Consider the following 11,705-nt stretch of genomic DNA (forward strand, 5'->3'; position numbering starts at 1 on the left):
AACGGAGCGTATTAAACGGATTTTCAGGTCATCCGTCAACGTGTTTTTGAAAATAATTTCAAAATAACGATTGTTTGCTCGGTTTTTGTGCGAAAGTCACCGTTAGGTTTTGCCAGAGTTAAAATCCTTTTTGAATTTTGTAACTTTTTCTAGGTAACGACGCGCTTCTGCTTTGGGATGTTTATTGGTGAGCGCCCAAAAAACCTGATTAGGTTGCAAAGAATTGATGTCGTTCATTGCTTGTTTTCGATTGTTGCGATTAAAAGTGTTTAAAACACCACCAGTACCACCGTTGTAGGCGGAGATCATGGTGTACTCAAGCGTTAGTGGATGCTGTACATCTTTCAAATAGCGATTTTTTAAGATGTAAAAGTAAGCGGTTCCCGCATCAATATTGTTTTCCGGATTGAACAAATATTCTGGGCTTGGCTCACCAGAGCGTTTTTTGACTAACTTGAATACGTCGCGGCCGGCGGTTTTGGGTACCACTTGCATTAAACCATAGGCATTCGCCCAGCTCACCGCATAAGGATTAAAGCTACTTTCGGTTTTGATGATGGCGTAAATCAGGTCTTCCGGAATATCATATTTTTGCGACGCACGACGCACGATGTCGGCGTATTGATAGCTACGGATCTCCACTTGGTTTTCGACCAGAGGGATTTCGACGTAGTAGGCTTTCTTAAAATCGACGTCTTTGACTTTTAGCTTGTTGGCAATCAAATAGTCGGCAAAGCGGTTAGCACGCCAAGACCATTGAATCGCTTTGTTATCTTGATCGACCACCTGTTGATACAAAAATGGACGCCCTTCTAAAGTGATACTTTTTGAAGAGAACAGGTCGACGTTAGCGGGATCATCAGGTGTTAACAGTGTCGTCATGATGGCATTTTTTAGATGCAGCTTAGGATCCGTAGGAGAAACGGTTTCAATGATGATAGTGCCTTTCTGAAAATCAACTTCAGAGCGACTGAGATAATTATCAATGTATTTAACGTAGTTATTTTTACCCGCAACTTTGATTTCACGGCTTCCCCAGCGTTTTTCGATATTGCCTGAAAAGCTACTAATTAGCGCATCGAGCGCAGCAGTATCTTTTTGAAATTGACCGGGCAGTTGTGCCAAGTTTTTGGCAAAACGGTTGGTTGGCTCATAGTTTACGTCGTAAAAGCTCTCGACGAATTCACGGCTGCAGCCGACCAGCATTAAGGTGGTAAAAAAGTAAATGAGTTTTCTCATGAGTATCCTAACTACAAATACAAAAATGACACCGTAGAAAACTGCGGTGCCATTTCACTTCGATGGGCTTAACGTTATGCGCTTGGCGGTGTGTAACCTTCAATATGAACGTCTTTGCCTTCAAATAGGAAGTTAACCATCTCCGTCTCCAGGAGCTTACGGTGCTCTGGATCCATCATGTTCAGTTTCTTCTCATTGATTAACATGGTTTGTTTCTGTTGCCACTCAGCCCATGCTTGTTTTGAGATATTGTCGAAAATTCTTTTGCCCAACTCTCCTGGGTAAAGTTGGAAATCAAGACCTTCAGCGTCTTGTTGTAGTCGAGCACAAAATACAGTGCGGCTCATATTAGATTCCTTTTGACTAGCGAAGTTCATGAGGCAAGCTTTGCAGTAATTGTTTTACTGGGGCAGCAAGGCCAACTTCTTCTGGTTGAGATAAGTTATACCAAAGACCTTTGTTGGCTTCCATTATCACGTCAGGCTGTTTTGATAGATCCAGCAAAATCGGCGTAATATCGAGATGGTAATGGCTAAAGGTATGGCGAAATGCGATCAAAGTTTGCTGGCTAATGATCTGTGAAGGATCAATGTGGCACCGCTCTAATTGCGGTGTGATTTCGGAATTATCATGCTGAGGGAAGCAAAATAAGCCGCCCCAAATCCCTGATTGTGGACGTTGCTCTAGCCAGACTTGGCCCTTGTAATGCAACATCACAAACCAAGTCTCTTTCACTGGCTTCTCTTTTTTCGGTTTTTTACCCGGATAATCGAGTGGGTTACCTTGCTTGTTAGCAAGGCACAACTTTTCAATCGGGCACAAGGTACACTTCGGCTTACTGCGAGTGCAAACCATGGCGCCCATATCCATCATCGCTTGATTGTATTTATCGGTATCTTGTTTCGGGGTGTGCTGCTCGGCGAATTGCCAGAGTTGATTTTCAACCGTTTTTTGTCCTGGCCAACCTTCTACCGCAAAGCTTCTAGCTAGAGTGCGCTTCACATTGCCATCTAAGATGGCATGCGGTTGTTTGTAGACGGAGGAGAGGATCGCTGCGGCCGTTGAACGGCCAATTCCTGGTAGCGCATTGAGCGCTTCAATATCGGTTGGAAACTCGCCGTGATAGTCGTTGGCAACGATTTGCGCGGCTTTATGTAGATTACGAGCACGCGCGTAGTAACCAAGGCCGGTCCATAGGTGAAGTACTTCATCTTGTTCGGCATTGGCCAAATCGATTACCGTTGGAAAGCGCGTTAAAAAGCGCTCAAAGTAAGGAATAACGGTAGCCACTTGGGTTTGTTGTAGCATGATTTCCGACAGCCAAACACTGTAGGCAGTTTTGTTTTGTTGCCATGGAAGGGTTTTCCTTCCATAAGCGTCATACCATTGCAAAATGGCTTGGGCAAAAGGCGTCACGACGTGCTCATTTATTATTTATTCGATATTGGGCTAAAATTGCATCACAGATTGTGGGTAAAGTACAACCGATAAAGTATGTGGTTTTATTCGGAAATGCTTGCACCAATGACGATTCTTTGGATAATCACAATCCCTTTGTATCGAGACCAATTTTTAAACAGGCAAAATCATGAGTGAAGTGACTACTAACGAATACAATGACGAAGGTAAGTTGATCCGCAGAATACGTAGCTTTGTGCGCCGTGAGGGTCGTCTAACCAAAGGTCAAGAAAGTGCAATGAAAGATTGCTGGCCAACGATGGGTATCGATTACCAAGATACGCTGCTTAATTGGCAAGAAGTGTTCGGTAATGACAATCCTGTAGTATTGGAAATTGGTTTCGGTATGGGTGCATCATTAGTTGAAATGGCTAAAAATGCTCCTGAGAAAAACTTCTTTGGTATTGAAGTGCACAGTCCTGGCGTGGGTGCATGTCTCTCTGACGCTCGCGAAGCTGGCATTACCAACCTACGTGTAATGTGCCATGATGCGGTTGAAGTGTTTGAGAACATGATTCCAGATGGCAGCCTAAGCACATTGCAACTGTTCTTCCCAGACCCATGGCACAAAAAGCGTCACCACAAGCGTCGTATCGTTCAACTTGATTTCGCTGAAATGGTGCGTCAAAAGCTGAAGCCAGAAGAGGGTATCTTCCACATGGCAACAGACTGGGAGAACTACGCAGAGCACATGGTTGAAGTGATGAACCAAGCGCCAGGTTTTGCTAACATTGCCACTGATGGTGATTACATCCCTCGTCCGGATGAGCGTCCACTGACTAAATTTGAAGCGCGCGGCCACCGTTTAGGTCACGGCGTTTGGGATATTAAATACAAACGCACAGCGTAATAGCGATTTAATACCTCCCTATACTTAGCCTAACTAGGTATAGAATATAGACAATAAGCCAACATTATCATGTTGGCTTTTTTGACCTTACCATCCCCAAAATTACGGGTTCAGACTACAAGCACAAGCAGGTCATGATGAAACCAACATATGAGATTCTGGCGGACATCTTGGAAGAAGTTCGTCCTTTAATAGGACAAGGGAAAGTCGCAGATTACATTCCAGCCTTGGCAAAAGTGCCACATACAAAGCTCGGGATCGCGGTCTATACCAACCAAGGTGAAGTGATTAAAGCGGGTGATGCCGACGAGGGATTTTCGATTCAATCGATCTCTAAGGCGCTCAGTTTAACGCTTGCTATGTCTCTCTATAAGCCTGAAGAAATTTGGACTCGTGTTGGTAAAGAGCCGTCTGGCCAAGCATTTAACTCAATGATCCAGCTTGAGATGGAACAGGGCATTCCGCGCAATCCATTTATCAATGCTGGTGCAATTATCGTCGCGGATATGCTCCACAGCCGTCTATCTGCGCCGAGACAGCGTCTTTTGGATTTTGTGCGTCAGTTATCAGGTGAAAGTCATATCGTTTACGACAAGGTCGTAGCGGCGTCAGAAATGATGCATAGCGATAGAAATGCAGCTATCGCCTACTTGATGCGTGCGTTTGGTAATTTTGAAAATGAAGTGATTCCGGTGCTGAATAACTATTTTCATGCTTGTGCGTTGAAGATGAACTGTGTCGATTTGGCAAAAACATTTAGCTATCTCGCCAATAAAGGCGTGTCGGTACAAACGGGTAAGCAGATCATTACGCCAATGCAAACCAAACAGTTAAATGCTCTGCTGGCAACCTGTGGTTTGTATGATGGCGCGGGTGAGTTTGCGTATCGTGTTGGTATGCCGGGTAAGTCCGGTGTCGGTGGTGGGATTATCGCGATCGTACCGGGCGAGATGACGATTGCAGTATGGTCACCAGAGCTTGATGCTTCGGGCAACTCATTAGCTGGCACCTATGCACTCGAATTGCTTTCAGAGCGAATTGGTCGTTCGATCTTTTAGCCAAGAATATACGAGAGTTTAGATCGGAGAATCGAGAAGCGCTCGCTGTGGGTTTTATTGAGTCGCATGAATAGTGAAAGGGTCAGCATTTGCTGACCCTTTTCGTTTCTGAAATTTTCGATTGACGTTAATACAACGGCTCTAAATCTCTCTTCTCAGTTTTTGGTGTTTACTCTTCTTCCGCCATAAACGCTTCCAATAGATCATTTAAGAACAGCTTACCTTTCTCGGTGATCTGCCAATGCGTCTCGGTTTGCGAGAGGTATTGCTGCTCTAGCGCCCAATCAATGGTGGATTGAATCGCACTCAATGGTAAGCCTGTGGTATCGATAAAATCTTGCTTTGGACATGATTCGATTAAGCGGAAGCGGTTCATAAAAAATTCGAACGGGCGATCTTCTGCCGCCACTTCCACTTCATCGCTTAAATAGGGTTTCACCAAGTTTTGGTATGCGGCGAGATAGCCGCGTGGATGTTTAACCTTGGTGGTGCGGATAATGCGTCCATCACTAAAACTCAATTTACCGTGCGAACCACAACCGATGCCAAGGTAATCACCAAAGCGCCAGTAATTAAGATTGTGTTGGCATTGATAACCCACTTTGCTATAGCCAGAAATTTCGTATTGAACATAACCGGCCTCGGTCAATTTTTGATGGCCAAGCTCAAAGATATCCCACAATTCATCATCATCAGGCAGGGTCGGCTGCTTATAATAGAACATGGTATTCGGTTCTATGGTCAGTTGATACCAAGACAAATGCGGTGGATTCAATGCAATCGCCTGATCTAAATCAGCCAATGCTTGATCGATGGTTTGATCTGGCAGGCCATGCATCAAATCAAGATTAAAGCTGTCTAAGCCAATTTGATGAGCCAAATTGGCGGCATTGAGCGCTTCTTGTTTTCCGTGAATTCGGCCAAGGCTCACCAGTTTTTCTTCAGCAAAGCTTTGTACACCAATTGAAATTCTAGTTACGCCAGCCGCTTTGTAACCCGCAAATCGTTCTGCTTCAACCGTTCCTGGATTTGCTTCCATGGTAATTTCGATTCCGGGCTTAAATGGAATGCGCTGTTCAACCCCTTTGAGCAAACGCTCAATGCCTTGGGCTGAGATCAGGCTTGGCGTGCCACCTCCAATAAATATCGAATGCAAAGGCCTTGGAGCATCGTTAAGTTGATACTTACTGATATCCCGATCAAGATCTTCCAGTAGGGCATCAATGTAGTGATCTTCTGGGATCTGCTCTTTTAACGCGTGAGAGTTAAAATCGCAATAAGGGCATTTTTGTACGCACCACGGAATATGGATGTACAAGCTGAGTGCTGGTGGAATTAGATGCATAAATTAGCGCTGCTCAGATAACGCAGCAAAGAGTTTTTGCAACGCTTTTGAACGATGTGAAAGCTGCTTTTTACGCGTCGGTTCAAGCTCGGCAGATGAGCAATCGTCTTCAGGAACATAGAAAATCGGATCGTAGCCAAAGCCGTTTTCACCTTGAGCTTCAGTAAGAATACGACCTTCCCATTTACCATGGCACACGATAGGAGTTGGATCTGCCGCATGGCGCATAAAGACTAAAACACAGTGAAAACGTGCAGTACGTTGCTCTGCTGGCACATCAACCATCGCTTTAAGTAGCTTATCTATATTATCTTGGTCACTCGCATCTTCGCCTGCGTAACGAGCAGAATAAATGCCAGGATCACCTTGTAGATAATCGACTTCAAGACCGGAGTCATCAGCAATCGCCGCTAGGCCAGTTTCTGCTGCTGCGTGACGTGCTTTAATGATCGCATTTTCGATAAAGGTGGTACCGATTTCTTCGGCGTCAATGACGTTAAATTCGCTTTGAGCAAATACGTCAAAACCAAAATCGGCCAATAGGTCGGCCATTTCACGTACCTTACCTTGGTTACCTGTCGCTAATACAATCTTGCTCATGCTCTATCCTAGTTACTCTTCAACATAAAATTTTTGGGTGAACTTTAAAGTGCCTTTGCCTTTATTGCCAGCGTCGAGTTCGATATTAAAGCGAATAGTTTCTTCTTCAGTGATGGCAAATTCAGCCAAATAGTATATCGCATCCCCTTCTTCTACTTTCCTAAAGTTTAGCTCGCGAGTTTGGCCAATTAAATTTTTTGCCGTACCAGTCAGTTTGCCGCTGATAGCGGGCTTACCTAGTTGCGAACGGTCGAGTAGGCTGATGTTTAAAATGGCGGAGTAGCCACTGCGTTTTAGTTGGTAGCTACGGGCGACTTGAGGGGTAAGAAAGGTTGAATTAAATGCTGAGTAGTGCACTTCAACATCTTTGATGGTAGTGAACTGACCGGCGATGCTTGGCAGTGATAGAACGCATGCGAGTAAAGCGATGAGATACTTTGTCATTGTGATATTCCTGAGATAAATAAAAAGCCATCATAGGATGGCTTCAATTTCAGCAGGGATCTGGTTGGGAGTCACGATACGCACTTGTTTGTGCCGTCCGAGTTCACCTTTTTCAATCTTGACCAATCCCTTAGCCACTTTAAATTGTTTTGCCAGATACTTAGACAAGTGCGCATTGGCTTTGCCATCCACTGGCGGAGCGGTAATGGCGATTTTGACTTCTTCACCATGCAAGCCGACGATTTTGTCACGGCTGGCTTTAGGTTGAATATAAAGGCGAAGCACGATGTCTTCACCTTCTTTCCAAACCGCTACAGACACTATAGTTGGTACCAAATCGGACCGATGACGTCGCCCATAAGGAAGTTGGCAAATTGCAGCACGATGAACAGCACTAACACACTCAAGTCGAAACCGCCCATTTCAGGCAGAATACGGCGAATCGGTGCTAGCATTGGTTCTGTTAATTGATGGAACACGTATTCCACCGGGCTGCGGCCTTGGCTTACCCAGCTCAAGATTGCGCGTAGTAACAGCACCCAGAATAACAATCCGCCCGCCGCTTTCACTAGTGATAGCGCGCCAAGGAATAAGAAATCAGCACTGAAGGCAACAGAGCCGTTAGAGGCAACTAAAATAACCGCGACAAATTTCACCACACAAAGTACGTAAGCAAACAGTACCGTGGATAAATCAATACTACCGACCGAAGGAATAACACGGCGTAGTGGGCCGATCACAGGTTGAGTTGCTTTAACAATAAACTGTGAGAATGGGTTATAAAAATCGGCACGTGTTGCTTGTAACCAAAGACGCAAAAGAACCACCATGATGTACAAATCAAACACGGTAGAAATTAAGAAACTGAGTGAACTCATAGGTTGCCCTTAAATCAATCGAGCCTTATTGGCTCTGCTTATTAAAATAACTTTTCCATTTCTTGAGCGCGAATAACCGCAGCTTGCATTGCTTTCGCTACGATATCCGATAATTGGTGCTCATTGAAAGTACGAATTGCTTCAGCGGTGGTACCACCTTTAGATGTCACTTGTTCGCGTAGGGTAGCAAGCTCGATTTGTGGGTTAGCAATTACCATTTCGGCTGCGCCCAGTGCTGACTGTTGTACCAGCAGGCGCGCAGTCTCATTATCAAAACCTTGTGCAATCGCTTCAGCTTGCATCGCTTCCATAAACAAGAAGAAGTAAGCCGGCGCGCTACCAGCGGCGGCGATAACATTGTTGATCCCTGATTCTTGTTCAACCCAACATACTTTGCCTACCGCGCTCATAAGATCTGCGGCAAATTGACGATCTTGCGTTGAGACATTTTCAGGAGCATAAAGGCCGCTCATGCCTTGGCTGACTAGCGCTGGCGTATTTGGCATAACGCGAACTAGGCTTAGCTCGGCTGCAAACATTGAGTTGAGGCGCTCGGCACTGATACCCGCTGCAATCGAAATCACCAATTTATGCGAAAAGTCGACACCTTGCATACCTTGGCCAACCACTTCCATCAGTTGTGGTTTAACCGCCAGTACCACCACATCCGCTTGTGTCGCGGCAATCGCATTGTCGGCTTCGGTATTGATACCATATTGGTTAGAAAGAAAATCACGTTGCTCTTGATTAGGATCCGTCGCAGTAATCAAGTTTGCCGGATAGCCACTTGCCACTAGGCCCGCGATGATAGAGCGCGCCATGTTCCCTGCGCCGATAAAGGTGATTTTCTTATGTTCCATGATGACTTCCTAAATGGGTAATATTGTTATTTTTTACTAATTTTGCATTGCTACGCTTTAGTGCTGTAATCGCGCTCGCCGAAAATAGCGGTGCCGATACGCACCATGGTACTACCGGCTTCAATTGCCGCTTCCATATCTCCACTCATTCCCATTGAAAGGGTATCGAGCTTGAGGTTTGGATGGCGTTCAGCCAGTGCCTGTTTTAGCTCAGTAAGTTGTTTAAACGCGCGCAATTGTGATGCGTAATCTGGCACGTTAGCCGGAATTGACATCAATCCTCTTAATGTGAGGTTAGGTAGTGTCGAAATCAACGTTGCCAGTTCAAACACTTGATGCTCTTCAATACCTGACTTACTGTCTTCTCCACTGGTGTTTACTTGAATCAGTACTTGCAACGGCGGCATGTCGCTTGGACGTTGATCATTTAAACGTTGAGCGATCTTAGCGCGATCAACCGTGTGTACCCAAGCAAAGTGTTCCGCTACAGGACGAGTTTTATTGGATTGAATAGGGCCAATAAAGTGCCACTCGATAGCAAGGTTAGGTTGATGCTCAGAAAAATATGTTACTTTATCAACCCCTTCTTGAACGTAGTTTTCACCAAACATCTGTTGCCCGGCAAGGGCGGCATCAAGGATTGCTTGATTGGGTTTGGTTTTACTTACCGCGAGAAGTTGCACTGACTCTTGAACACGGCCACATTTTTGCTGTGCGCTAGAGATCTGTGAGGTGATCTGTTCAATGTTTTGTTGAATACTACTCATAGCCTACTTTACTAAGGAATTTAAATGGATATCGCTGAGTTACTGGATTTTAGTGTAAAACATAATGCGTCAGATCTACATCTTTCTGCGGGTGTTTCTCCGATGGTGCGCATTGATGGCGAAGTTCGCAAGCTGGGAATCCCTGCTTTTAGCCATGCCGAAGTCCATCGCTTAATTTTTGAAGTGATGAACGATGCTCAGCGTAGCGAATTTGAAGAACACTTAGAAGTTGATTTTTCATTTGAACTTCCCGATATCGGTCGTTTTCGTGTTAATGCGTTTAATCAAGCGCGCGGCAGTGCAGCGGTTTTTCGTACTATTCCTACCTCAATTCCAACGTTGGAGCAGCTTGAAGCGCCGGCGATATTTGAAAGTATCGTTAACTTGGAAAAAGGCTTAGTGCTGGTGACGGGCCCTACGGGTTCTGGTAAGTCGACCACATTGGCAGCGATGGTTGATTATATTAATCAAAACCATAACAAGCATATTCTTACCATTGAAGATCCGATTGAATTTGTTCACAGCAATCAAAAATGTTTGGTCAACCAACGTGAAGTACATCGAGATACTCGCAGCTTTAAAGCGGCTTTGCGTAGTGCTTTACGTGAAGATCCTGATGTCATTCTTGTAGGTGAGTTGCGTGATCAAGAAACGATTAGTTTGGCGCTAACGGCAGCGGAAACGGGCCACTTAGTTTTTGCTACGCTGCACACCAGCTCTGCAGCCAAAACCATTGACCGTATTATTGATGTTTTTCCGGGCAGTGAAAAAGGCATGGTGCGTTCTATGCTTTCGGAATCACTACGTTCAGTGATTGCACAAAAACTGCTGAAGCGTATTGGCGGTGGTCGCGTTGCCTGTCATGAAATTATGATGGCGACGCCTGCAATCCGTAACTTGATCCGTGAAGATAAAGTCGCGCAGATGTATTCAGTGATCCAAACTGGATCGGCTCAAGGCATGCAAACTATGGAACAAAATGCCAAACTTTTGATCGCCAAGGGCTTGGTCGATCAAGCTGAGGTTGAGCAAAAGATTGGCTCGCTAGATTTCTAAAGGAGCAAAACAATATGGATGCCTTCCTGCAAGGAATGAGTGAGCAAAAAGCGTCAGATTTGTATATCACCGTTGGCGCTCCAGTGCTTTATCGTGTTGATGGTGAATTACAGCCACAAGGCGATAAGCTTGGTGAGCAAGAGGTGTTCGCGTTATTGAGTTCGTTAATGGATAGCGAGCGTTTGAGAGAGTTTAAACGCAGTCGTGAAGCGAATTTTGCCGTGGTGCGAGATTGCGGACGATTTCGTGTTTCTGCCTTTTTTCAACGTGAGCAACCCGGGGCGGTAATTCGTCGTATCGAAACGAAGATTCCAACTTGTGAAGAACTTAATCTACCTACGGTGTTGCAAGAATTGGCGACCACCAAACGAGGTTTGGTGCTGGTGGTTGGTGCGACTGGTTCTGGTAAATCAACCACCATGGCGGCAATGACTGGCTATCGAAATCAACACCGCAGCGGTCACATTCTCACCGTGGAAGATCCGATTGAATTTGTCCATGAGCATCAGCGCTGCATTGTGACTCAGCGCGAAGTCGGCCTCGATACGGAAAGCTATGAAGTGGCATTGAAGAATTCATTACGCCAAGCGCCGGATATGATCTTAATTGGTGAAATTCGCAGTCGAGAAACCATGGAATATGCGATGGCGTTTGCGGAAACCGGCCATCTGTGTATGGCAACCTTGCATGCCAATAATGCCAATCAAGCGTTAGAGCGTATTTTACATTTGGTGCCAAAAGAGAAAAAAGAGCAGTTCTTATTTGATTTGTCGATGAACCTGAAAGGCGTGGTTGCTCAGCAGTTGTTGCGAGATAAAAATGGTCAAGGTCGACATGGTGTTTTTGAAGTGCTGCTCAATAGCCCTCGTATTGCAGATTTGATCCGTCGTGGTGAGTTGCACGAAGTGAAAGCGACCATGGCGAAATCGCAGCAGACGGGTATGCAGACTTTTGACCAGTCGTTATTTCAGTTGCTGGTTGATGGCAAAATTAGTGAAGAGGATGCGCTGCACAGTGCTGATTCAGCCAATGATTTACGCATTATGCTTAAAATGGAGCACGGAGAGTCTCTAACTAGCGGGTCTCTTGCTGATATCACCATTGATATGGATTGATAGGGATCTCATGGACAAAAAACCGAGCGCACAGC

At 45.3% G+C, this 11,705-nt stretch carries 14 protein-coding genes; 4 read left to right on the top strand and 10 right to left on the bottom strand.

Features of this window, described 5'->3' with window-relative positions; all coding sequences use genetic code 11:
- Positions 1-102: 102 nt before the first annotated feature.
- The 3 genes from mltC to mutY all read right to left on the bottom strand — a co-directional run bounded on the left by mltC (position 103) and on the right by mutY (position 2,655).
- Positions 103-1,239 (bottom strand): membrane-bound lytic murein transglycosylase MltC, encoded by a 1,137-nt coding sequence (gene mltC, locus RH88_RS10335; protein ID WP_005595619.1) that lies wholly within the window; start codon positions 1,237-1,239, stop codon positions 103-105.
- A 74-nt stretch (positions 1,240-1,313) separates the two neighbouring features.
- A complete protein-coding gene (locus RH88_RS10340) occupies positions 1,314-1,586 on the bottom strand; it encodes an oxidative damage protection protein (protein ID WP_005595621.1) in 273 nt (90 codons plus the stop codon).
- A gap of 16 nt (positions 1,587-1,602) precedes the next feature.
- The gene (gene mutY, locus RH88_RS10345; RefSeq protein ID WP_005595623.1) at positions 1,603-2,655 is read right to left on the bottom strand and encodes an A/G-specific adenine glycosylase; all 1,053 of its coding nucleotides are present in this window, start codon (positions 2,653-2,655) and stop codon (positions 1,603-1,605) included.
- Between the two features lie 172 nt (positions 2,656-2,827).
- Between mutY and trmB the strand changes: the two genes are divergently transcribed.
- A complete protein-coding gene (gene trmB / locus RH88_RS10350) occupies positions 2,828-3,547 on the top strand; it encodes a tRNA (guanosine(46)-N7)-methyltransferase TrmB (RefSeq protein WP_005595625.1) in 720 nt (239 codons plus the stop codon).
- A gap of 137 nt (positions 3,548-3,684) precedes the next feature.
- Positions 3,685-4,605, top strand: a complete 921-nt coding sequence (glsB, locus tag RH88_RS10355; protein WP_005595627.1) for a glutaminase B — start codon at positions 3,685-3,687, stop codon at positions 4,603-4,605.
- A 169-nt stretch (positions 4,606-4,774) separates the two neighbouring features.
- Here the strand turns inward: glsB and hemW are convergent, their stop codons facing one another.
- From hemW to RH88_RS10390, 7 genes are read right to left on the bottom strand one after another with little or no spacing between them, the layout of a single operon-like run.
- Entirely contained in the window at positions 4,775-5,950 is a 1,176-nt protein-coding gene (hemW, locus tag RH88_RS10360; protein ID WP_005595628.1) for a radical SAM family heme chaperone HemW, read from the bottom strand.
- A 3-nt stretch (positions 5,951-5,953) separates the two neighbouring features.
- Positions 5,954-6,550: an XTP/dITP diphosphatase gene (locus tag RH88_RS10365; protein ID WP_005595630.1), complete on the bottom strand. Its 597-nt coding sequence runs from the start codon at positions 6,548-6,550 to the stop codon at positions 5,954-5,956.
- A 12-nt stretch (positions 6,551-6,562) separates the two neighbouring features.
- Positions 6,563-6,994, bottom strand: coding sequence for a DUF4426 domain-containing protein (locus RH88_RS10370; RefSeq protein WP_005595631.1), 432 nt, complete (start codon positions 6,992-6,994; stop codon positions 6,563-6,565).
- 30 nt (positions 6,995-7,024) lie between these two features.
- Positions 7,025-7,315 (bottom strand): DUF167 family protein YggU, encoded by a 291-nt coding sequence (gene yggU / locus RH88_RS10375; RefSeq protein ID WP_005595633.1) that lies wholly within the window; start codon positions 7,313-7,315, stop codon positions 7,025-7,027.
- Complete coding sequence (locus RH88_RS10380; protein WP_005595634.1) at positions 7,315-7,872, bottom strand: YggT family protein; 558 nt, start codon at positions 7,870-7,872, stop codon at positions 7,315-7,317. The genes yggU and RH88_RS10380 overlap by 1 nt, the downstream gene beginning before the upstream one ends.
- Positions 7,873-7,913: 41 nt before the next feature.
- Entirely contained in the window at positions 7,914-8,732 is an 819-nt protein-coding gene (proC, locus tag RH88_RS10385; RefSeq protein WP_005595636.1) for a pyrroline-5-carboxylate reductase, read from the bottom strand.
- A 50-nt stretch (positions 8,733-8,782) separates the two neighbouring features.
- Positions 8,783-9,499 (bottom strand): YggS family pyridoxal phosphate-dependent enzyme, encoded by a 717-nt coding sequence (locus tag RH88_RS10390; protein WP_005595637.1) that lies wholly within the window; start codon positions 9,497-9,499, stop codon positions 8,783-8,785.
- Positions 9,500-9,523: 24 nt separating this feature from the next.
- On the opposite strand from RH88_RS10390, the gene RH88_RS10395 reads away from it, so the two are divergent.
- Both RH88_RS10395 and RH88_RS10400 read left to right on the top strand, forming a co-directional pair.
- Positions 9,524-10,555, top strand: coding sequence for a type IV pilus twitching motility protein PilT (locus RH88_RS10395; protein ID WP_005595639.1), 1,032 nt, complete (start codon positions 9,524-9,526; stop codon positions 10,553-10,555).
- Positions 10,556-10,569: 14 nt separating this feature from the next.
- Positions 10,570-11,670 carry a PilT/PilU family type 4a pilus ATPase gene (locus RH88_RS10400; protein ID WP_005595641.1) on the top strand — a complete coding sequence of 367 codons (1,101 nt, stop codon included), beginning with the start codon at positions 10,570-10,572 and terminating at the stop codon, positions 11,668-11,670.
- The last annotated feature ends 35 nt before the right edge of the window (positions 11,671-11,705 follow it).

The sequence above is a fragment of the Vibrio scophthalmi LMG 19158 genome, assembly GCF_000222585.1.
Classification (GTDB): Bacteria; Pseudomonadota; Gammaproteobacteria; order Enterobacterales; family Vibrionaceae; genus Vibrio; species Vibrio scophthalmi.

Bases quoted from the DNA above. Each gene is read 5' to 3' on its own strand.
- RH88_RS10365 (WP_005595630.1), bottom strand. From the start codon at position 6,550: ATGAGCAAGATTGTATTAGCGACAGGTAACCAAGGTAAGGTACGTGAA.
- proC (WP_005595636.1), bottom strand. From the start codon at position 8,732: ATGGAACATAAGAAAATCACCTTTATCGGCGCAGGGAACATGGCGCGC.
- RH88_RS10380 (WP_005595634.1), bottom strand. From the start codon at position 7,872: ATGAGTTCACTCAGTTTCTTAATTTCTACCGTGTTTGATTTGTACATC.
- RH88_RS10370 (WP_005595631.1), bottom strand. From the start codon at position 6,994: ATGACAAAGTATCTCATCGCTTTACTCGCATGCGTTCTATCACTGCCA.
- RH88_RS10395 (WP_005595639.1), top strand. From the start codon at position 9,524: ATGGATATCGCTGAGTTACTGGATTTTAGTGTAAAACATAATGCGTCA.
- mltC (WP_005595619.1), bottom strand. From the start codon at position 1,239: ATGAGAAAACTCATTTACTTTTTTACCACCTTAATGCTGGTCGGCTGC.
- glsB (WP_005595627.1), top strand. From the start codon at position 3,685: ATGAAACCAACATATGAGATTCTGGCGGACATCTTGGAAGAAGTTCGT.
- RH88_RS10400 (WP_005595641.1), top strand. From the start codon at position 10,570: ATGGATGCCTTCCTGCAAGGAATGAGTGAGCAAAAAGCGTCAGATTTG.
- RH88_RS10340 (WP_005595621.1), bottom strand. From the start codon at position 1,586: ATGAGCCGCACTGTATTTTGTGCTCGACTACAACAAGACGCTGAAGGT.
- hemW (WP_005595628.1), bottom strand. From the start codon at position 5,950: ATGCATCTAATTCCACCAGCACTCAGCTTGTACATCCATATTCCGTGG.
- trmB (WP_005595625.1), top strand. From the start codon at position 2,828: ATGAGTGAAGTGACTACTAACGAATACAATGACGAAGGTAAGTTGATC.
- RH88_RS10390 (WP_005595637.1), bottom strand. From the start codon at position 9,499: ATGAGTAGTATTCAACAAAACATTGAACAGATCACCTCACAGATCTCT.